At 34.7% G+C, this 21,952-nt stretch carries 21 protein-coding genes and 1 riboswitch; of the genes, 4 read left to right on the forward strand and 17 right to left on the reverse strand.

Annotated elements, in window-relative coordinates:
* Positions 1 to 9: 9 nt before the first annotated feature.
* Positions 10 to 879, reverse strand: coding sequence for an NAD(P)-dependent oxidoreductase (locus tag LHL71_RS05430; RefSeq protein WP_227360788.1), 870 nt, complete (start codon positions 877 to 879; stop codon positions 10 to 12).
* Between the two features lie 67 nt (positions 880 to 946).
* Positions 947 to 2,131 carry an MFS transporter gene (locus tag LHL71_RS05435; RefSeq protein WP_227360789.1) on the reverse strand — a complete coding sequence of 395 codons (1,185 nt, stop codon included), beginning with the start codon at positions 2,129 to 2,131 and terminating at the stop codon, positions 947 to 949.
* 124 nt (positions 2,132 to 2,255) lie between these two features.
* Here LHL71_RS05435 and LHL71_RS05440 point away from each other — a divergent pair, with 124 nt between their 5' ends.
* Positions 2,256 to 2,612: a winged helix-turn-helix transcriptional regulator gene (locus LHL71_RS05440; RefSeq protein ID WP_283812367.1), complete on the forward strand. Its 357-nt coding sequence runs from the start codon at positions 2,256 to 2,258 to the stop codon at positions 2,610 to 2,612.
* A gap of 23 nt (positions 2,613 to 2,635) precedes the next feature.
* On the opposite strand, the gene ade is transcribed toward LHL71_RS05440, so the two are convergent.
* The 3 genes from ade to LHL71_RS05455 form a co-directional block, all read right to left on the reverse strand.
* Positions 2,636 to 4,312: an adenine deaminase gene (gene ade / locus LHL71_RS05445; protein WP_227360790.1), complete on the reverse strand. Its 1,677-nt coding sequence runs from the start codon at positions 4,310 to 4,312 to the stop codon at positions 2,636 to 2,638.
* A 54-nt stretch (positions 4,313 to 4,366) separates the two neighbouring features.
* Positions 4,367 to 4,464, reverse strand: a riboswitch (purine riboswitch).
* Between the two features lie 67 nt (positions 4,465 to 4,531).
* The gene (pnuC, locus tag LHL71_RS05450) at positions 4,532 to 5,236 is read right to left on the reverse strand and encodes a nicotinamide riboside transporter PnuC (protein WP_227361620.1); all 705 of its coding nucleotides are present in this window, start codon (positions 5,234 to 5,236) and stop codon (positions 4,532 to 4,534) included.
* A 352-nt stretch (positions 5,237 to 5,588) separates the two neighbouring features.
* The gene (locus LHL71_RS05455) at positions 5,589 to 7,970 is read right to left on the reverse strand and encodes an FAD-dependent oxidoreductase (protein ID WP_227360791.1); all 2,382 of its coding nucleotides are present in this window, start codon (positions 7,968 to 7,970) and stop codon (positions 5,589 to 5,591) included.
* Positions 7,971 to 8,096: 126 nt separating this feature from the next.
* On the opposite strand from LHL71_RS05455, the gene LHL71_RS05460 reads away from it, so the two are divergent.
* Positions 8,097 to 9,977, forward strand: coding sequence for an FAD:protein FMN transferase (locus LHL71_RS05460; RefSeq protein WP_227360792.1), 1,881 nt, complete (start codon positions 8,097 to 8,099; stop codon positions 9,975 to 9,977).
* 19 nt (positions 9,978 to 9,996) lie between these two features.
* On the opposite strand, the gene pnuC (LHL71_RS05465) is transcribed toward LHL71_RS05460, so the two are convergent.
* The 3 genes from pnuC (LHL71_RS05465) to galE form a co-directional block, all read right to left on the reverse strand.
* On the reverse strand, positions 9,997 to 10,788 hold the full coding sequence (gene pnuC, locus LHL71_RS05465; RefSeq protein ID WP_227360793.1) for a nicotinamide riboside transporter PnuC: 792 nt from the start codon (positions 10,786 to 10,788) through the stop codon (positions 9,997 to 9,999).
* Between the two features lie 211 nt (positions 10,789 to 10,999).
* Positions 11,000 to 12,988 carry an N-acetylglucosamine-specific PTS transporter subunit IIBC gene (gene nagE / locus LHL71_RS05470; protein WP_227361621.1) on the reverse strand — a complete coding sequence of 663 codons (1,989 nt, stop codon included), beginning with the start codon at positions 12,986 to 12,988 and terminating at the stop codon, positions 11,000 to 11,002.
* 184 nt (positions 12,989 to 13,172) lie between these two features.
* Positions 13,173 to 14,183 (reverse strand): UDP-glucose 4-epimerase GalE, encoded by a 1,011-nt coding sequence (gene galE, locus LHL71_RS05475; RefSeq protein WP_227360794.1) that lies wholly within the window; start codon positions 14,181 to 14,183, stop codon positions 13,173 to 13,175.
* A 110-nt stretch (positions 14,184 to 14,293) separates the two neighbouring features.
* Between galE and LHL71_RS05480 the strand changes: the two genes are divergently transcribed.
* Positions 14,294 to 14,797 carry a VanZ family protein gene (locus tag LHL71_RS05480; protein WP_227360795.1) on the forward strand — a complete coding sequence of 168 codons (504 nt, stop codon included), beginning with the start codon at positions 14,294 to 14,296 and terminating at the stop codon, positions 14,795 to 14,797.
* 9 nt (positions 14,798 to 14,806) lie between these two features.
* Here the strand turns inward: LHL71_RS05480 and LHL71_RS05485 are convergent, their stop codons facing one another.
* From LHL71_RS05485 to LHL71_RS05500, 4 genes are all read right to left on the reverse strand, one after another.
* Positions 14,807 to 15,811: an NADP-dependent oxidoreductase gene (locus LHL71_RS05485; RefSeq protein ID WP_227360796.1), complete on the reverse strand. Its 1,005-nt coding sequence runs from the start codon at positions 15,809 to 15,811 to the stop codon at positions 14,807 to 14,809.
* Between the two features lie 11 nt (positions 15,812 to 15,822).
* Positions 15,823 to 16,398, reverse strand: coding sequence for a TetR/AcrR family transcriptional regulator (locus LHL71_RS05490; RefSeq protein WP_227360797.1), 576 nt, complete (start codon positions 16,396 to 16,398; stop codon positions 15,823 to 15,825).
* A 98-nt stretch (positions 16,399 to 16,496) separates the two neighbouring features.
* Entirely contained in the window at positions 16,497 to 17,042 is a 546-nt protein-coding gene (locus tag LHL71_RS05495; protein ID WP_227360798.1) for a PadR family transcriptional regulator, read from the reverse strand.
* Positions 17,043 to 17,105: 63 nt separating this feature from the next.
* The gene (locus LHL71_RS05500) at positions 17,106 to 17,642 is read right to left on the reverse strand and encodes a phenolic acid decarboxylase (protein ID WP_227360799.1); all 537 of its coding nucleotides are present in this window, start codon (positions 17,640 to 17,642) and stop codon (positions 17,106 to 17,108) included.
* Between the two features lie 148 nt (positions 17,643 to 17,790).
* On the opposite strand from LHL71_RS05500, the gene trhA reads away from it, so the two are divergent.
* Entirely contained in the window at positions 17,791 to 18,420 is a 630-nt protein-coding gene (gene trhA / locus LHL71_RS05505) for a PAQR family membrane homeostasis protein TrhA (protein WP_227360800.1), read from the forward strand.
* Positions 18,421 to 18,462: 42 nt separating this feature from the next.
* Here trhA and LHL71_RS05510 read toward each other — a convergent pair whose 3' ends face one another.
* From LHL71_RS05510 to LHL71_RS05530, 5 genes are all read right to left on the reverse strand, one after another.
* Positions 18,463 to 18,942 carry a nucleoside 2-deoxyribosyltransferase gene (locus LHL71_RS05510; RefSeq protein ID WP_227360801.1) on the reverse strand — a complete coding sequence of 160 codons (480 nt, stop codon included), beginning with the start codon at positions 18,940 to 18,942 and terminating at the stop codon, positions 18,463 to 18,465.
* A gap of 114 nt (positions 18,943 to 19,056) precedes the next feature.
* Positions 19,057 to 19,641: a peptidylprolyl isomerase gene (locus LHL71_RS05515; RefSeq protein ID WP_227360802.1), complete on the reverse strand. Its 585-nt coding sequence runs from the start codon at positions 19,639 to 19,641 to the stop codon at positions 19,057 to 19,059.
* A gap of 50 nt (positions 19,642 to 19,691) precedes the next feature.
* Positions 19,692 to 19,934, reverse strand: a complete 243-nt coding sequence (locus LHL71_RS05520) for a hypothetical protein (RefSeq protein ID WP_227360803.1) — start codon at positions 19,932 to 19,934, stop codon at positions 19,692 to 19,694.
* A gap of 113 nt (positions 19,935 to 20,047) precedes the next feature.
* The gene (locus LHL71_RS05525; protein ID WP_227360804.1) at positions 20,048 to 20,395 is read right to left on the reverse strand and encodes a hypothetical protein; all 348 of its coding nucleotides are present in this window, start codon (positions 20,393 to 20,395) and stop codon (positions 20,048 to 20,050) included.
* 27 nt (positions 20,396 to 20,422) lie between these two features.
* The gene (locus LHL71_RS05530) at positions 20,423 to 21,913 is read right to left on the reverse strand and encodes a hypothetical protein (protein ID WP_227360805.1); all 1,491 of its coding nucleotides are present in this window, start codon (positions 21,911 to 21,913) and stop codon (positions 20,423 to 20,425) included.
* Positions 21,914 to 21,952: the final 39 nt, after the last annotated feature.

Genomic DNA, 21,952 nt, shown 5'->3' on the forward strand with positions numbered 1-21,952 from the left:
GGGCTAAGCTTATTTTTTCCAATTATTATAAATATTAACTAATCCTTGCGTACCTTCATCACCTAAACCGTTCGACACCATATTTTGGTATAAATCAGCAGCCTTTTGAGTAGCTGGTAAATCAATTTGCATGGACTGAGCCATTTCTAGTGCAATTTTTAAATCCTTTAGTAAATATTTAGCAGCAAAACCGGGTTGATAATCGCCCGCTAACACTCGCGGACCATAATTTTCCATACTCCAATTTTGAGCACTACCACCATCAATAGTTTCCATAATTTGGTCTAGATTTAGTCCCGCTTCTTTAGCATAGTTTAAGGCTTCACTCATCCCTGTCATCGTTCCGGCAATCATAATTTGATTGGCCATCTTAGCATTTTGACCCATGCCAGCTTCCCCAAATAAATTAACCGAACTACCTAGAGAATTAAAGATAGGCATTACTGCCTGAAATGTATCTGAATTACCGCCGACCATAATAGTTAGCGTGGCATTTTTAGCCCCCACATCGCCACCGGATACAGGAGCATCCAAAGTTTCAATTTTCCGGGATTGGCCATATTCATAGATTCTTTTAGCAATTGCTGGGGAACTAGTCGTCATATCAATTAAAATCTGTCCAGATACTGCTGATTTAAAAATTCCCTGGTCGCCAAAATAAGTCTCTTCCACATCTTTAGGATTACTAACAATCGTTATTACTACATCTTGATGTTTAGTTAATTCCAGTGGATTATCGGCCCAATGAGCGCCCAAATCTAAAACTGATTGAGCATGCGCCTTAGTCCGATTATAAACCGTAACGTCATAGTCATTCTTTAATAAATTAATTACCATTTGAGAACCCATTACGCCAGTTCCAATAAAACCAATTTTCATTTTATCTACCTCCTAATATATCTCGTAACTACATTTTACAAGAAATATCAGTGGTTGGCTTACTAACTTATTTTTTCATTTTAATTAGCAGCCAAGTTAAAATAATTCCCACTCCCACCATCATTGCTCCGGAAATGGGAGTAGTGGTAATTCCAAATTGTTCAAATAAATATCCGCCTACCCTAGAACCAAGCGCGATTCCAACATTAAACGCTGAGATATTCAGTGCCGAAGCCATCGTGACGTCATTAGGTGTAAATTTTTCTGCTAATTTCATAATATAAAGTTGAAGACCGGGAACATTCATAAAAGCGAATAAGCCCATTAACAACACGGTGATTAAGCCTAACCAGTGTAGTTTTAAAGTGAATTGTAAGATCAGTAAAACGGCTGCCAAACCAATAAACATTGCTAATAAAGCTGGTAAAGTCTTTTGATTAGCTAATCTTCCACCAATCGTATTTCCCACCGCTACCATTAATCCATAAATGATTAAAATAACAACGACGGCGCCAGCACTCCAATGCATACTTTGTTCTAAAATTGGTGATAGATAAGTGTAAACTACAAATGTTCCACCATATCCAAAGACCGTAATTAATAAGGCCACTAATAATTGCGGATTTTTTAAAACTCGTAAAATGCCAAGAGCATTGGTTTTAGCTGGTAATGGTAAATTATTCGGTACTAAGATTGCATTAGCAATTAAACCAATTACCCCAATCACACTAATAAATAAGAAGGTCATATGCCAGTTGGTAATCTGACCAATAAAAGTTCCCAATGGCACTCCCGTAACGGTTGCTACTGTTAATCCTGTAAACATAATAGCAATAGCTGATGCTCGTTTATTAGGCGCTACTACGTCAGCTGCAATGATCGATGACACGGTCATAAAAATTCCGTGAGCAAAAGCGGCAAAAACTCGACCTATTAATAAGATAGTAAAAGTAGGTGCTACTGCATCCATAACATTTCCAATAATAAATAACAGCATAATTAAAATCATTAAGGTCTTCCGATTGATTCTATTAGATAGAATTGTAAGTAAGGGCGCCCCCACTACAATTCCTAAAGCATAAATCGAAACCGTTAAACCGGCTTGTGATACGGTAATTCCAAAACTTTTTACTAACATAGGAATTAGACCTACACTAATAAATTCAGTTGAACCAATTGCAAAAGCACTAATCGCTAAAGCAAGTAAAGTTAGACCTGGTGCAATTGAAGCCTTCTTTGTATTGACATCCATAAGTATTCTCCTTTTATCAACTTGATTATTCGACAAATATAAATTATACTTTTGGAGAACTTTTTAGCAATTACGTACTTTAAAGTGCTATAGTCACTTTTTAGTTCCTATGGAGGAAAATAGTTTGGAAAAAATATATAATATTGGCGTTGAAGCAACGATGGAAGTTATTGGTGGTAAATGGAAACCCATTATTTTATGTCACTTACGTAAGAAGGTTCTACGAACTAATGAGTTACGCAGAGCCATTCCGAATATTTCACAAAAAATGCTAACCCAACAATTACGTGAATTAGAAGATGATTCTATCATTAATCGAAAAGTATATAACCAAGTCCCACCCAAAGTTGAATATTCTTTAACTGACTATGGAAAAACCTTGAGCAATATTTTAAATCAATTATGTACTTGGGGAGAATGCGATATTGATCGCCGAGTTGCCAATGGAGAAAAAATTGATTTATTAAATCGTGATATGTAAAAAGCACCCCACGGGGTGCTTTTTTAATTTTCTAATGGAATAAATTTACCTAATGTCACATCATAGAGGCCTTGATCAGTTAGTTTTAATTCAGGAATTACCGGCAAAGTTAAAAACGATAAGGTAATAAAGGGATCAAAATTAACTTCATGACTAATCTGTTGATATTTATTAAGTAGGTTTTGTAATTGTTGCGAAGCTACTTCGTAGGATTGATCAGACAAAAGTCCACCAATTGGTAGAGGCATATTGGCTACCAACTCACCTTTATTAACAATCACCAAGCCTCCATTGGTACTAGTTAATTGTTCAATAGCTTGAAAAATATCTTCATCATTAGTTCCAAAAGCCACAATATTATGAGCATCGTGAGCAATTGATGAAGCAATCGCACCAGAATTTAACTTGAATCCCTTAACAATGCCTAAGCCAACGGTTCCTAAATTATGATGGCGTTCGATGACCACCATTTTTAGTAAATCATTATCCACATCACTTTCAAAGTTATCGGTAGCTGAAAGTTTTTCAATCAAGTGATGAGTAGTAATATGGTTCGGTTCAATCTCAATAACATTTACTGAGTGGCCGTTTAACGGCATTTTTAAATCAGATTTTTGTAAATGATGTTTGACTGTTTGGCGATCTAATTTTACTGGAGTTGATTCAAGTTGAGCAGAATCTGCAATCCAATTTCCCCGTTTCATTACCCGATCAATTTTAACTGAGTTTAGATCATCTAATACTATTAAATCAGCTAAAAATCCTGCTGATAAGGCTCCTTGGTCATATAAACGATGGGCTTGTGCCCCATTATAACTAGCAATAATATAGGCTAACTCCGGTTGCATCCCATGAGCAATTGCTAATCTAACATTATGGTCAATTGAACCTTCAGCAATAATATCGGTAATGGTTTTATCATCCGTACAAAAGGCAAATCTAGAAAAATTATAATCATTTACTGCACCCATGGTATTTAATAGATCATTTTCTACAGTTCCTTGTCTTAAAAAGACATAAAAACCACTATTTACCCGATCTAAGGCTTCACTAACCGTGGTTGCTTCATGATCCGTATCCGCTCCGGCCAGTCTTAATTGGTTTAATTGAGATACCGAATAGCCAGCAGCATGGCCATCAACATGTTTGCCATGACGTTTAGCATCATTAATTTTTTGAAATAAATCAAAGTCATGATTAACAATTGCCGGATAATCCATGACTTCTGCTAAGCCCACTACTTCGGGATTTTTGTATAAACCGTTTAAATCTTTAGCAGTTAAAATTGCCCCATTATGATCAAAAGCAATACATGGTACTGAAGAAGGTAACATAAATTTAACATCTAATGCCGTTTGTTTGGCATCTTCCATTAAATATTGAATTCCTGCAACTCCAATTACATTAGCTAATTCATGAGGATCAGTAACAATCGTGGTGACACCATGCTTTAGTAAAATTTTTCCTAGTTCACTAGGTGTTACCATAGAGCTTTCCATATGAACGTGGGCATCAATCATCCCCGGAACAATCCATTTTCCAGTTAAATCAATAGTTGATTTGGCCATAAGGTTCTCATCGTTTTTTACGTTACTGATAATTTTTCCGTCATTAATCCATAAATCAGTTGCTTCGAACTTCTGGTTAAATACATTTAAAACCTTTGCATTAATTATTTGTAAATCAACTAGATTTTTCATAACTGTCCTCATTTCAAATCAAAATAAAAAGTCGACACCACAAAAAGTGGCGTCGACTTAGCACTTTTTGTTCATAGTCCAGTATTTACGGCACTGGGTAGAGACTGTCATCCATATCATGACGTTATATAAACAATTTTTCTCATTTATTAGTTTTTAATTTTTAAATATTGATATATACAGTATCAGCCTAAAAATTGAAAGTCAAGCTGATTTTCATTAATCAATCATACCTTTTTTAACGTTATCATTATGGAACCAAGCTACTCCCTTATCAAACAAGGCAATAAAATCATTACTTAAATAAAGTAAATAAGTAATAAACAATACCCAGTTAGCTCCACCTTGAAGAGCAGTAATTCCCCAAAGTGTTACGGAGAATAAGCCTTGGCCCAACCAGAAATAATATGTATCTGAAAAACGCAAGGTGGTTAATAATGCCCCCGTAATTCCGATAGTGGCTGCCAAAGCATCAATTAATGGACGTGGAGAATCAGTAAAGTTAGATTCAAATCCATAGAGTGCAATTAGGACTAATCCAAAAAATAGGGCTGTAAGCATCCAAATTCGATAGGGATGCTCTGTATCTTTAATTTGACGAACTCGTGAGTCTACATTTTTAGCCCATCCCGGCATAAGTAAAACTGGGATATCTAAAAGAACGATGTAAACTGCTTGAAGTAACATATCAGCATAATTTTTAGCTGCATAAGCTACAAAAATATAGATTAATGCACTAACTAATCCAAACACTCCGTTTAATGGTTTGGTGTTAGTTATAGAAATGGTACAGGTGAATCCCAACATCCCCGCAAGCATTGTAACAATTGCTAGTGGCGTAATGGGACCCACTAAGGTAGTGCCTAGGATTATCGCCAATCCTAGTAACAATAGTATGTAACTTTGCCTAGTCCACCCCTTCATCTGTTCAACGTACCAACTAGGCTTAAAAGCGCTAAATAGCGCTATATTTTCGACAGATTGACTGTCTTGGAAACTTTGATTCTTTTGCATTTTGGTTCTCTCCTTTAGGATTTATATTTAGGCCAGTAAATGAGTAAATTTAACCTACAAAAAAGTATACAAGGATAATTTTTGGATTTAAAGGATTGACTTTTATACTCGTTTCGACGGTAAAAATCAAAATTGGTCTAATCCGTTGATATAACAGTAAAAAATATTTTTTAGAATTTTTTCTCCTCAATTAAGTTAATCGTTTTAAAAAATTCACCTAACAAAAAAAGTTTAGAACTAATCAAAGTTCTAAACTTTTTTGTTATTTTGCTTGAGCAATTGCGTTTTTTACCGCACTTTTAATAGCTTTACTTGAAGCAGAGGCACCAGAAACCGCATCAACATCGACAGTGTTTTTAGCAACCATCGCCTTAGGCATTTCTTCAACAGCTTGAAGTCCAATATCTTCACTTTCGTGTTGTTCCAGAACTTCAACATTTTCAATGACCTGATCTTTATAAGTAACTCGAACTACAATTTGATCACCAATTCCAGTATCAGCATCACTAACACCCAAATATTGGTTTTCCTCAACTGTATAGTTACTTAAATCAATCGCAGCCATATCATTACTACCAAGATCTTCCGCATTATCATTAGCATTTGCGGCCATAACCATTAAAGCATCTGATTTTACTTTAGCTGCATTTTCTCCGGCAATCTTACCAAAGATTAAACATTCAGCCAGATTTCCACCACCATTATATTGGTTAGCGTTAATTCCACCAAATTCTCCGGCGCTATATAAATGCGGAATCGGATTATTCTCTGCATCTAAAACTTCTGCTTTAGCATTGCGTTTGGCACCACCCTGGGTGTTTAATAGTCCCGTAGCTAATGGAGCTGCATAGTATGGTCCTTGATCACTTAATGGTTGCATAGTAGCTCCATCACGATTAAATTGCATATCACGACCCTGTTTAGCCATTTGGTTAAAGGTTGCAGCTGTATTAACAAAGATCTCAGGATTAACATCCATTTTGGCAGCCAAGTCTTCTAAATTGTTAGCTTGAATGACAATCTTACCAATTTCCGGATATGGGAAATTAGCATCAGCTTTAATCTTATCAGCTTGAGCTTGGTCAAATACCACGTATGGATGGTTATATACGTCAGGATGTCTCCAACCACCATGTGAATAGATGAATCCGTGACGACCAGCTTCATCTTCACGTAAATAACGACTTCCATCATCACCTACTACAAAGATACTACCGTCATAAAGAGATGGTTGATCACTGTGAATGAATTTACCTCGTTCTTCACTAGGATTTTCAAAAGTAAATCCGGAATCAAATCCATATCCTGCATAAGCTGACATATGCCATAATTTAGCCCCAACTTCTTGGGCCATTCTTACACCATCGCCACGATTATAAAGGGTACCAATAACTTTTAACTTAGGAGCACCAATATAACTTTGAATAGCTTCGGGATCATTTTCAAAACCTCCCATGGCCATAACTACCCCATTTCTAGCTTGGATATTTACGGTTTGTCCATGGCGACTTACTTGAACTCCTTCAATTACACGCGTATCCGGATTTTGGATTAAATGTTTAGCGGGTGTTTCCAACCAAACATCAATATCGCGATCCATAACATGTTGTCGTAAATTCTTCCAAAGTGAGGCATTAAATGCTCCTTCACTAACTAAAGTTTCATCCATAGTATCGGCTCCTGGAAATTCGGGATATTCCGGTGCAATGGTATCCTTAGCAGTAGTTTCAGGAGTTGATTGACGATAACTAACTGGATCTTTAACGTCTAAATACTTAATAAAGTAATCACGCATATTAGTAATTCCATCGATATAAACGTTTAAAATATCATCTTCAACTTGAATACTTCCAAATAGGGTTTGCATATATTTTTTAACTTGGTCGCGATCATAACCGGTTAAAACAATTTGACCGGCATAACGCGTGTTACCGCCTTCGTGTCCCAGTGGGGCTGCATCTACTAATAAAACACTAGCACCATTATCCGCGGCAAATCTAGCAGCGGAAGCTCCAGCAGCTCCAAATCCAATTACTACTACATCATAAGTTTTATTCCAACTAGTTGGTAAAACTGTTTGTTTTGCTTGAATCACTTGATTTCCTCCTTCAGAATTAACCGAAACAAATAATTCGAATCGACTAAAACAGGTTTCTAAAAATTTAATAGTCCGACGATCCGTTAAGTTATTGTTAGCATCAAACGCACTTGGGGCATATCCCAATTCAAATTCATGTCCGGACATAACGTGAGCATCTACTCCGGGAGAATCTAAAATTTGGCGTAAATGGCCTTGAGCTCTAACCGTTCCTTGGGCGCCTAGTGAGGTTCCCACAATCATAACGGGCTTATGTTTTAATGGATTAGTGACGGATGACATCCATTCGATTGCATTTTTCTCAACTGCTGGAATAGAATGATCATATTCGGGAGTCCCGAAAATCACACCATCAGCTGATTTAACTAAGTTGTCTAATTGCTCAACTATCTCAGGTAATGGTGCATTTTCACGAAACATTGGCAAGTTACCAATTTCAACAATGTTAATTTCTGCACGGCTAGCAAAATGACGTTGCATATATGCTAACAATTTTCGATTGTATGATAAGCTTGCATTTGTCCCTACAAAAGCAACTAATTTCATGGTATTATCTCCTTGTTTGTTAATTAATTCACTTCGATTATGAACTTAATTCACTAAAAAGGAAAATAGTTAATTCGTTGAAAAAATATGCAAATTTTGGCATACTTCATTTAAAGGAGATAATTTATGGTTAATTTTAATAAAGAAAATCAAATCATCAAAATTTTAACCACGTTGCGTGATGTGGGGAGCATTTCAAGAACTGCCGAGCAACTGTATTTAACCCAACCTACTGTTAGTAAGCTAATTAGGCAGGAAGAAGATAAGTATCATGTTCAACTGATTGATCGCAAACAACACCCTTTAAAATTAACTGCAGCTGGAGAATTTTATTTAGAATCCATTCAAAATTTAAATCACTCATATCAGTTAATGGCTAATCAATTAAGTCTGTTTCATCCCTATCTGTCACAAACGATTACGATTGGCGTTAATCCTGCCGTGGCGGTAAGTATTTTACCAAAGATTCTCCCCATCTTTAAAAACACTTATCCTGAAGTTAAAATAAGAATCATGGAAAGTCCTTCAATCGCCGTAGAGCAACACCTATTAGATCAAGAAATCGATGTTTACCTGGGAATGAAACCTAGTTACCATGATTTTTTAAGTTACCAGTCAATTTATACCGGTGGTGGCATACTTTTAATTAAAAAAGATCAGATTGATGGAGCAATCCCTAAGCAACCTGTTAATGATTTATCACCTTACTTGAACAATCAAGAACTAGTCATCGAAACTAACGATTCCGGTTTCCAACATGTTGTGGATAGTTACCTAACTCAATTAAATATTTCACCCAAAATTATTTTGGAAACGGCTAATATTGAAACGGCTAAAAACTTAGCTTTGGCCGGATATGGGGCCACTATTATTCCAGAAAATATGTTACCTGAATTTGTTAATCAAGATATTGCGGTAATTTATATTAATCCCGATGTTTTTAAGGTGGACTTTACCATAGCTTATCAATCGCATTCTAAGAATATTGAAATTATTAATCAATTTATCGACACCGCTCAACAAGTTTTTCCCAATAGGAGGAGTAATATGCAACATTTAGAGATTTATGGATTAGGTACTGATATTAATCTTTCTATTAGCTCTTCTAATGCTACCGATGAATTAAAAAGTGCTCAGGAGCTAATCAAGAATTATGAAGATCTATTAACGGTTAATCGAGCTAAATCCGAAGTTATGTCAATCAACCAAGCTGCCGGTAACCATCCCGTACAGGTTTCTGAAATCACCTATAATTTAATTGAACGAGCTACTCAAGTTAGTTTACAAAATAAAGGTTTCAATATTGCTATTGGCCCCATCGTGAAACTTTGGAGCATTGGTTTTGATAATGCTAACGTTCCCGATGATGACCAAATTCAACAACGCTTAGCTCTAACTGATCCTCAAAATATTAAATTAGATAAAGTCAATCGCACCGTCTACTTAACTAAAGCTGGCATGGAGATTGATTTAGGTGCCATCGCTAAAGGTTATATTGCTGATGCGATTAAAGCACTTTGGACTAGTCACAATATTGATCAAGGAATTATTGATCTAGGCGGTAATTTATTATTTATCGGTCCAGGCGATCATAACGGTTACTGGAATGTGGGAATTCAAGATCCTGATCAAATTCGTGATAAGCCAATGATGATTATTCAAACTTCCCCCAAATCAGTCGTAACCTCAGGAATTTACGAACGCTTTTTGAAAAAAGCCGGTAAAATCTATCACCACATTTTAGATTCTCAAACTGGTTATCCCATGCAAAATGATATTAAAAGCGCTAGTATCATTAGTGATAAATCTATCGATGGTGAAATTTGGTCGACGATTAGTTTTTACGAAGGTATTCAGCAAGGAATTGCTGATCTTGAGAAACAACCGGACATTGAAGGTATCTTGGTAACCAAAGATAATCAAATTTATGTTACCTCTGGCATTATAGACAGTATTTTATGGGTTCATCCCGATTATCAATTAAATAATAAAAAAGGTCTGGACTAATTAGTCCAGACCTTTTTTATTATTTAATTTCTTTAACTTTTGAGTTATTTTCTTTAAACCAAGCAACGTCTTTATCAAATAAAGCAATTAAGTCATTACTTAGGTATAGTAGGTAAGTTATAAATAATACCCAGTTAGCCCCACCTTGAAGAGCAGTAATTCCCCAAAGGACAACGGACATAATGCTTTGTAATAACCATAAGTAATATGTGTCTGAGTAACGTAAAGTGGTCATTAAGGCTGCAGTAACCCCGATAGTAGAAGTAATTGCATCAACTAATGGTCTTGGTGAATCAGTAAAGTGTGCTTCAAAACCATATAAAGCAATTAAAACAACTACAAAGAATAGGGCAAATAGTGCCCAGGTTTTTTTAGAATTAGTAGTATTTTTAATTTGTCGTACTTTTTTATCAACATCTTTTGACCAACCGGGTAGTAATAATACCGGTAAATCAAGTAAAACAATAAATACCACTTGTAATAAAATATCTGAATAATTCTTAGCTGCAAAAGCAACAAAAATATAAATTAATGCACTTACCAATCCAAAAATACCATTCAACGGTTTGGTATTGGTAATTGAAATAGTACAAGTAAATCCTAAAACTGCCGCAATCATGGTTACAATTGAAATTGGATTAATTGGGCTTAAGAAAGTAGAACCAATGATAATTATTAAACCAATCGTTAATAAAATATAACTTCGACGAGTCCAACCTTTCATTTGTTCAATATACCAACTAGGTTTTAAAACACTAGTTAAAGCAATTCTTTCTTCAGGTGTACTACTTAAATTTTGTTCATTTTGCATAAATATATCTCCTTTAGGGTTTATCATGGCCAGTAAATGAGTAAAGTTGGCCAAAAAAAATTATACATACGAGTATAATCCATTTTTTTCAAAAAATAAACCCTAAATTTAATTTATCGGTTTAAAATGCGAACAATTCAAACTTATAACAATTTGATTATTCGATAATTAATCATAAAAAAACATCTCATAAATTGAGATGTTTTTTTAATTATTTAGTAGTAACCGCACCAATTACTTGGCCGTGATTAACTTCTTTTATATTATCAAATTTAAGGTTTCCAACGTGGTCCATATTAGTCATAACAATTTCGATAGTAGTTTGTTTACCGGCTGCTTTAACTTGGTCTAAGTCCATCAAGGCTAAAGTATCACCAGCTACTACTTGATCGCCATCATTTACTTTAACGCTAAATGGTTCACCTTTTAATTCAACCGTATCTAATCCCATATGAACCAAAATCTCAACACCATCATTAGTTTTAATTCCTAAGGCGTGTTTAGTTGGGAATACTGTAGTAATAACCCCATCAACGGGTGAAACAATAGTATTATCGCTAGGTTCTATGGCAAAACCATCCCCTAACATTTTTTGTGAGAAGGTATCATCAGCTACTTGAGTAATATCAACGAATTGTCCATTAGCAACACTATGCAATAATTCAGTAACTGGTTTAGGAGCATCAACCGCTTTACTTTCAATTGCTTGATCTTCTGCCACTGGATTATCAGTTGAGATTGTTAGATCAGAAAGTGGAATGTTAGCATCATTTAATTTAGCTAATGCCGTATCAACAAATTGAACGTCTGTCCCAATTACTACTTGTAAGTTATTTTTATCGACTACGTTTACACCTGCAGCTCCGGCACGTTTTAAAGCTTTTTCATCAATCAAACTAGTGTCATTTAATTGTAAACGTAAACGAGTAGCACAACTATCAACAATCTTAATGTTATCAGCACCACCAATAGCGATATAAACTTTCTTAGCTTTAGTAGTGTATTTATCATCGTTACTATCTTCGATGATTTGGTCGCCACCGTCTGTACTTTCTACTGGTTCACGACCCGGAGTCATTAAATTGAATTTTTTAATCGCAAAATCAAAACCAAAGTAATAGATCACAGCCATTAAAAGGCCTTGAACAATTAACATGTAAGGTTTATCAGCTAATGGTAAATGGAAACTTAAAATGTAATCCACTAAACCGCCAGAAAAGGCAAATCCGGCAATCCAATGCATAAATGCTGCTAAACCTAATGAAAATCCAGTAAAGATTGCGTGTAACACATATAGTGGCCAAGCCACAAACATAAATGAGAATTCCAGCGGTTCGGTTACCCCGGTGAAAAATGAAGCTACCCCAGCAGCTAGCATTAAAGAGGCAGTTTCTTTCTTACGTTCTGGTAAAGCATTTTTATAAATAGCATAAGCTCCGGCTGGTAGTCCAAACATCATGATTGGGAAGAAACCAGCTTGATACATACCAGTAACTCCACGGATTCCATCACCAGACCAGAATTTACCAATATCATTAATTCCGGCTACGTTAAACCAAAATACGGAATTTAAAGCTTGGTGTAATCCAGTAGGAATTAATAAACGGTTAAATAAACCATAAAGTCCGGCACCTAATGCACCTAGACCAACCATGAATTTACCAAATGCTACCAAGGCATCATACATTGGTGGCCAAATTACCAATAATAATCCAGAAATTATTAACATAGTAACTGAAGCTAAAATCGGAACTAGGCGTTTACCACTGAAAAATGATAAAGCCATTGGTAATTTGGTTTCGTGAAATTTATTGTATAGAGCAGCGGCGACTAACCCTGCCACAATCCCTATTAAAACATTGGATTTAATTGCTCCAAATGCCGGGTTAATTTTACCAACAGTCGTGTGGTAATATGTAGCAACTTGAACTGGATCTAATACAAACATTGGCACTAACATAGCAACCAATCCCGATAAAGCAGCAGCCCCGGATTTATCTACTGACATTCCTAAGGCCAAACCAACTGCAAATAGCATTGGTAAGTTTGATAAGATCGCATTTGCCCCCGCTTGTAAAAATAAAGCAAACGCCCAAGTTGATGGTAACGCATGACCGATTCCCATAAGTAATGCTGCAGCTGGTAAGGTAGCAACCGGCAACATTAGCGAACGGCCCATACGTTGTAAGTATGTTTTAATCATATTGTATCCCTCCTAGTAATATACTCATATGTATTTAAATTAAATGATTTAACCAATACCAATGTAAAAATATTACCACAAACAATTGAACAATACCACAATTTATTATCATTTTTTAGGACTATACCAATTTTAAATATAAAAAATAGTGGGCAACCAAAATTTTGATTGCCCACTATTTTTATTCAATGGTTAGTTCATCATCAACGTATCCGTTAGGATGAGTTTGTTGCCATTGCCAAGCTGTTTGAATTATTTCTTCAATATCGTCATATTGGGGTTGCCATCCCAAAATATTTCTCGCCTTCTTAGAATCCGCGATTAACACCGCCGGATCTCCAGCTCGGCGTTCAACGACTTCAGCTGGAATGGCTTTTCCAGTTACCTTACGAGCAGCCTTTAAAATTTCCATATTAGAAAAACCAGTAGATGAACCTAAATTAAATACGGTACTAGCATGGTTCTCATTGAGATACTGAATTGCTAAAATATGAGCTTTAGCTAAATCTAATACGTGTACATAATCACGAACGCACGTTCCGTCTTCAGTGGCGTAATCCCCACCAAAAATTTGTAATTTATCACGTTTTCCACTCGCTACTTGTAAAATTATGGGTACTAAATGGGTTTCATTGCGATGATCTTCGCCAATGCTTCCGTCAACTTTGGCACCGGCAACATTAAAGTATCTTAAAGCTACAAATTTAATGCCATAAGCTTCATCACACCATTTAATAATATTTTCCATTCCTAACTTACTTTGTCCATAGGGATTGGTAGGAATTTTAAGATCCGCTTCTTCAATTGGAACTCGCTTAGGTTCCCCATAAGTTGCAGCTGTACTTGAAAAGACCATTTTTAAGACTTGGTGTTGGTGCATAACTTCAAGTAAAGTAATCATTCCCCCAATATTATTATCGAAATACTTCAATGGATCTAGCATTGATTCAGGAACAATCGAAAATGATGCAAAGTGTACGACCACTTCAATATCTTTTTCCTTATCAAATACGGAATTCATAAACGTTTTATCTCGAATATCACCTTGATAAAATTTTGCTTGCGGATTTACCGCTTGAATATGTCCCGTAGATAAATTATCCACTACGATTACATCATTGGCTTGCTCAACCAATTGGTCCACGGTATGAGATCCAATATAGCCGGCACCACCTAATACTAAAATTGCCATTAATCTTCTCCTAATATGTAAAAATTATTAAGTTACTTTTTTTAATTATCTTCTCTAATAGGTATATCATATCATTAATGATGAAAAAATTATTATAAAGGAGTCAAATCTTGTCATTAATTAATCAAGTACCATTCTTAACTTTTTCAATAATAATTTTAATTTTCGGAATTCATTTCTATAAACAAAAGCCAACCTTTTGGAATCACTTAGTTGCAATTACCTTTGTAGTTTACTCAATTTGTGTTTTTCATTTAATTTTTACCGTCGCCAAATTTAGTTTTAGTACTAGTATTTATCAATATATTTCCATTGGTAAAGCTCATATTGTGGTTATTCCCTTTCAAAATTTTGATTTAGAATCCTTTTTAAACATTATTATGACGCTACCTTTAGGAATCTATCTCTACTTATTTACTAAACGCCTTAACTTCATGAAAGTCTTTAGTTTTAGTTTATTGATTGGATTATTTAATGAGACTACTCAGTTTATCTTAGACCAACTCATTAATTTAAATCGGACCGTTGACATCATGGATGTCATCAACAACTGCTTAGGCATTATTATTGGTTACTACCTCACCAAACTAATCAAAAAAGCCATCAATAATTGATGGCTTTTTTTAATTAATTTGAAATTCAACTTTTCCCTTAGGATGACCATTAGCAACTAGTTCAAGCGCTTGTTTGGCATCATTTAAACTAAAGATAGTAGGATCAACCGCTGGCTGAATATTATTTTTTTCAATAATTTCAGTGATCTTTTGTAATTGTTCACCACTAGATTTAACAAATATAAATCGATAGTTAACCTGATGTTGCTTGGCTAATTTATCCAATTTATGACCTGCTAAACCAAAAATAAGTTTTTTATACCATGGTAATTGATTAGCTTTTGCAAATTGATAATTAGGCATTGCTTTTAAACTAAGTAAAGTTCCCCCGGGTTTAATAACAGATAATTCATGTTCAAATTCAGACATTCCTATCGCATCAATTACATAATCTACTGGAGATAATTCTTCCCAATAATTTTGAGTTTTATAATCTAAAAATTCATCAGCTCCGGCAGCTAAAGTTTGCTCTTTAGCTCGTGGACTACCAGATACAATTACATATAAGCCCATCGATTTAGCGATTGGAATCGCCATTTGACCAAAGCTTCCTGAACCTCCCGGAATAAATAAAGTTTGACCTGGTTGAGCATGCAAAATATCATTTAATCCTTGATAGGCGGTTAAACCAGTTAAAGCGGCTGCCGCAGCCATTTTAAAGTCTAAATTTTGAGGCATTTTAGCCACTGCTCGAGCATCTACTGCCACATATTGAGCAAATGCTCCGATGTGGGGAATTGGTAATCGAGTATAAACTTTATCACCAACTTTAAAATTACTTACTTGAGCGCCTACTTCTTCAACTACCCCTGATAGTTCATTACCTAGTGTTAGTGGCATCTTATAAGACTGCATTAATTTAACCTCGCCCTTAATATCCATAATATCTAGGGGATTTACAGCCGCTGAAACAACCTTAACTAAAATTTGATTATCTTCAATTTTAGGTTTAGCAATTTCATTTATTTGTGGATCAATATTTTGAGAATATTCCTTAATTTGAACAGCTTTCATAACTAATCTCCTTATTTTAACAATTTAATGGTTGCTTCAATTACTGATTGTAAAACTGTTTGGTCACTAGTAACTTTTACTAGCACTCTAAATCCGATTAAGTTCACATTAATTAAATTCGCTAACTGTTCAATATCTTTATCCTTAGCTACTTCACCTGTAGCTTGTGCTTGAGCCAGCATTTTATAGATTTCAATTCGATTAGTTTCTGTAAATTGGGCCACCAACTGATTTACTTCTGAATCTCGGTCACCAAACTCAGTCGCACTATTTACAATTAAACATCCCCTAATTTGGTAACTACTGATCTCACTTTTCAAATAATCAAATATACGGATTAAGCGTTGTTCAACGGAACCAGTTGCTGTCATCGTTAATAATTTTTGATTAACAATTTCAATGTAACGCTTCAAAGCCTTAATAAATAAAGTGTGTTTATCTCCATAGTTTTTGTATAAATTCTGGCGATTAATTTGCATACGCTCAACTAATTGTTGCATGGAAGTATGTTCGTAACCTTGTTGCCAAAATAAATACATTGCTTCATCTAAAGCTGTTTGGGTGGGTACAGTTTGGATTCTAGACATATTTTACTCCTTTTTAGAACGATCATTCTAAAATCAGATTATAAAACTTTAATTGGGAATTGTAAACTAAAAAGACTACCGAAAAATTCGGTAGTCTTTTATTTTAGTTGTAATCTGATTTGTTGGAGCCATTCATACAGACTAGTTTGTCTTGAAAGAGCTCGCTGTAAAATTAGGTAGTGACCGAAATTTTGCTCTTGATCAGCTTCAGTTTTAAACACCTGTGCTTGACGATCTTTAAGATGAACAATTTGTTCTTCTAATAACTTAATTCGTTGGTTAATCAACGGAATTAAGCGAGGATCATTTTTGTTCTTAATAAAATAAAGTTTTAACGAAAATGGATCATTTAACAATGGCAAGTTATTGACCGGTTGAGCCAACCAATCATTTAAGATATCCAATCCAACCGAAGTTAATTGATACAGTTTTTCTTTATCGTTATCTGGTAATTGATTTACTTCTAGCCAACCATCATCTACCATGCGCTTCAATTCGGGATAGATTTGACTATGTGAAGCTTTCCAAAATTCACCAATTTCGTCGTTAAATTCAGCATAAATTTGCGAACCAGTTAATTTACCAATGGAAGAAATATTAATTAGTCCCATTATTATATATGGTAAAGTACGTTGTTTAGGCATGTTTGCTTACTCCTTTAATCATAACATCGTACTCAATTTTACCGCAAAATCATTTGAATTACTTTATTTATTAATACGGTGATAATTTTCGTCAAAGTATTTACCGTTGCGGATATCGCTTGGCATATCAGGATATGGAGTTTCGCTAATTACATCTTCATTATCTTGTCCCGCATCTCCCATATACGTAATCTTAGCAAATTCTGGAACGACTAGTTTGGGATAAGTTGCGTATTTTTCACGAGAAGTTTCCATTAAATCAATATGTTCATTTTGATGAGTTACGGTTATTTCGGGATGTTCTTCAACCCACTTAGGGAAGAAAATCGTACCATGTAGTTTTTGTTCATTAGGTAGGAATACTAAAGCAACATCAGTACCAGTAGGTTCAGTCCAGTCAATTTTATAAACCCCTTCAGTCAACATTACGATATTAGCTTCTTGGTCATTAACCCAACGACCTGCTACCATTCCACCATGGATACGATAGTCTACCGTGTGATCATTTTTAGCATACCATTCGTATTCCCAACCATTATCATATGTGTAAATAAAGTGGGTACCTAAAAAGTCATCTAAAGTTTTAAATGTTTTTGTCATCATAAAATCTCCTTAAAAAATATATCGTTAACGACAAAAGTATTATATATCTATATCGACACAAAATGCAAGTAGCTTTTTTTAAATTGACATCTAGTTTTAAAAACTATATCATTTAGTTATATTATTTATATGAGGTGGATTAGCAATGAACAATCATGTTAGAGTATACGAGTTTTGGAATATAGTTACCCATTCAATAGCTTTATTAGTTAGCTTATTTGGCAGTTACTTTTTAATCAATAAGTCAGTTCAATTAGGACTTTCTGGATATAATATTTTTGCACTTGCTGTTTATTGTATCTGCCTATTAATCCTTTACTTAAATTCCAGTCTCTATCATCTTTTAGTAAATTCTAGAGTTAGTCGTTTATTTCAAATTATGGACCATACTTCCATCTATTTATTAATTGCTGGAACTTATACACCGTATTGCTTAGTAATTTTGCACTCAAACTTAGGTAACCTAATGTTAATTTTCATTTGGATTCTAGCTATTTTTGGAATTATCAATCATCTAGTTAGTAAAGGAAAACACCAAAAATTAGAAACCACGATATATGTTTTAATGGGCTGGTGTTGTCTATTAGCCGGTAAGCAATTATTTACTAATCTGACCGGACTTGGATTCTGGTTATTGGTTGCAGGCGGAATTACCTTTACCTTAGGAGCGTTTATTTACAGTTTTCCAGCTAAACCAATCATGCACGTAATTTGGCATTTCTTAGTCATGTTGGGGACTTCCTTAATGTTTATTTCAATTTACTACAATATATAAAAAAAGCTTTACTACCAGTTGGTAGTAAAGCTTTTGTTTTATTTAGAATAAAGCACCTTCGTACTCTTTTTTAGGCATATTTTTAAAATCAACCGTTGCCAAATCATTGATATCTCTAGTGTAATAACGAGCAGCGTTAGTTAACATCAAGTTAGCTAATTCATCGCCTTCTTGGTAAATCATGATTGGTTTATTGGGATATAAAGCATGGAAATAACCAACTTCAAATGCAGTTCCATCATCCATACCATGACCATAAAAATCTAGGATGGCCACTACACAGTCAGCCTTAGAAAGTTCTTCAATATCAGAGTTATAAGTCATCGTACCCCATTCATGTTGTTTATCTAGTGCTTGGGTAAAATCAGCACTTGTATTTTCATCACTATCCATAGGGACAAACACATCGGTAACTGTTGGATTACTGCGAAGTTTTTCAGCAACACGGTTGGCACGATCACGTTGGATATTTTGTTCATCAAAAAATGGACCTGCTAAATAAATATTCATTGTTTCTGACATAATAAGAACTCCTTTATTATTTTATTGTTCTTAACTATTTTAGAAGAAAAAAATTTGTATAACAAGATTGACATTTATAAATTAATAAAGAATCGACTAACGATAGTCGATTCTTTATTTAGTAATTTCAACTGATTCCATAATTACATCATCTTTAGGTTTATCTTGAGCGTTACGGGCTACTTTGCTAATTTGTTCAACTACATCCATTCCATCAATTACTTGACCAAATACGGTGTGTCTAAAATCAAGCCAAGGAGTTCCACCATTTTTGTAAGCTTCAATGATTTCATCGGGGTAATTAGCGCCCTTTAATTGATCAATCATTTTGCTGGGAACATTTTGGTTAGTAACAATAAAGAATTGACTACCATTAGTGTTGGGACCAGCATTAGCCATTGATAAAGCCCCATTTAAATTAAAGGCTTCTAAAGAAAATTCATCTTCAAATTCTCCACCAAAGCTACTTTGTCCACCTGCTCCAGTTCCAGTAGGATCGCCACCTTGAATCATAAAATCGGGAATTACTCGATGGAAAGTTACGCCATTATAGTAACCTGATTCTGCCAAAGCAACAAAATTTTCAACAGTTTTAGGAGCTTGTTCAGGTAATAATTGAATTTCAATTTTACCATAATTAGTATTAATAGTTGCTTTCGGTCCGTTTACATTTGCTAAATCTAGTTGTGGATAAGTCATAAATTTCTCCTTAGGTTTTAATTTATCTAAATATTATATCACGGGATATCTTAACTATTTCGCATTTCTTGAGCGTCGTTTAAAAAAGCGGTAAAGCGTTGGTCAATTTCTTGTTGCTGTTTAATTTTTCCCGAAAAATTATTAGCCACAGAGGCGGTAATTTTCATATAAGCCATTAATATTTCACTGACATCCATATGATATTGTTTAGCTAATTCACTAGCAAATTCAAAGCGTTGATTAGTTTCAAATGATTCATACGGAGATTTATATTTTTGTTTATGTTTAGCCATTTACCTCACTCCTCAGACAATATTTAAATTATCATATACCGTTTACTTATAAAAAGAAAGTCTAAATAATTAGCCAAAATAAAAAAGACCCCCATTAAGAGAGTCTTTTTTATTTAGATTTTAGCTTGGATTTGTATTTGGATTAATAATAATGCAGATTTAATGGCATTAATATCATTAGTGCTAAGATTACCACCAACCAAATCATTGATTGATTTTACTGCATCCAATAATTGGTTAATTGTCTTGAAGGATGTGCTAAACAATTGTTTAGTTTGTTCTTTACTTAGACCTAATTTTTCCAACAATTGAGCAATTGTAGTTCCACTATTAACTCCCAAATCTTTTAATTTAGCCAGCGTATTCGCATCAATATTAAGTGAACTTAGTTTACTATTTTGATCTAAACCGGCTTGGCTTAATTCATGATTTAAAGTTGTAGTAGATGAACTACCGAACAATCCATTAATAATGGATGAAACTCCACTTCAATTATTGCTTAAACCTAAGCCATTAAGAATATCTGATAAACCACTGTCACTACCTAGTCCTAGACCACCTAGAATATCAGATAGACTACCTAAACCTATTTGATCTAAGATATCAGATAAGTCGCTATCACTATCTAACCCTAAACCATTAAGAATGTCAGATAAACTACTATCATCACCAAAGATATCTCCTAAACTAGTACCACTACCTACTGTAAAGTAGGCGGTTGCATCGGCAACAGTGGCATCCTTAGCTACTTTAACATCGTCAGCACTACTGAATTTAACCGTATATTCTTTAACATTTTTAGCATCGGAAGAATCATTTGCGCGTTGCTTAGTAGTAGTATCTACCGAGATCTTAAAGGAAGTACCTAGAGCTTTTTCAATAACTGCTTGAATTTTATCGCTAGTCCAAGTAGTTCCTGTAACTACTTGATTATCAGCTGAATTAATTTGAGTTCTAACAGCTTCTTGTTGTTCGTCTGAAAGATAATTCCAAATATCATTGTTAGCTAACTTAGATTCACCTGATTTTTCTTTCATATTAATATTTAAAGAGGTTGTTTTCTTATTTTGAGTAACTGTAACGGTAATTGTGTCACCTTTTTTAGCGGTAGTGGCCGTTTGAGTGCTCTTACTATAACCCGCAGGCATATTATCGTTAATCGCGCTAGTCATGTCCATAGTAGTGCTATCAGTAGTTGATGGGGCGAAACTAACTACTTTAGAGCTAATATCGTTACCGCTAGCATCAACATATTTGATAGTAATTCCATCAGTAGCATCTACTGAAGATCCGCTATTAGTAGTAGTCAAGCCACTACGTAAAATCCAACCATTAAAGCTTGGATTTTCACTATCAGTTACATATACCCAAGTATCGCCTTCACGAGTACGAGTTCCTAATTTAGTAATCGTTAATTCATCGTTAGCATATTTTGATGAATCGGTAACAGTTCGACCCTTACCCATTTCAGTCCAAGCTGGAGCGGTGTAAGTAGTTGACTGGTTATCATTGGCAGTACCTGGAGTTTTAATATAAAATTTCTTATTACTATCATCAGAGCTTACACTACCAGTTTTAAAAGTGGTGTATTTAGTTAAACCGCCACCAAAACTGTTCTTAGTTTTACCACCATAAATCCAACCACGGTATGATTTATCAAAAGTTACTACTTTATAATAAACTGAACCACGATTGGTGGTAGCCATACGATAAGCTAAAACATTATCTTGACCACTATCTGACTTATTAATACGTTTGGCTTCACTTGTATCAGCAAGTACTCTGGCCCCTTTTAAGGTCCCTGCTTTAGTATAAATTCCATTCTTACCAGTGGTGTTAACATTAACATTTTTTGATAAGTGTACATTTGATGTTACCTTAACAGTTGATGCTGCATTAGCATCTATTGAGCTAGCAGCTGCTACAAAACCTAAGGCTGCCATCCCTAAAAATAATGAATTTTTCAAATTTGTCTTCATAACTATTAATCCCCCAATATTCATTCATATGTATTTAAT

This window comes from Lentilactobacillus laojiaonis (assembly GCF_020616595.1).
In the GTDB taxonomy this organism is placed as follows: domain Bacteria; phylum Bacillota; class Bacilli; order Lactobacillales; family Lactobacillaceae; genus Lentilactobacillus; species Lentilactobacillus laojiaonis.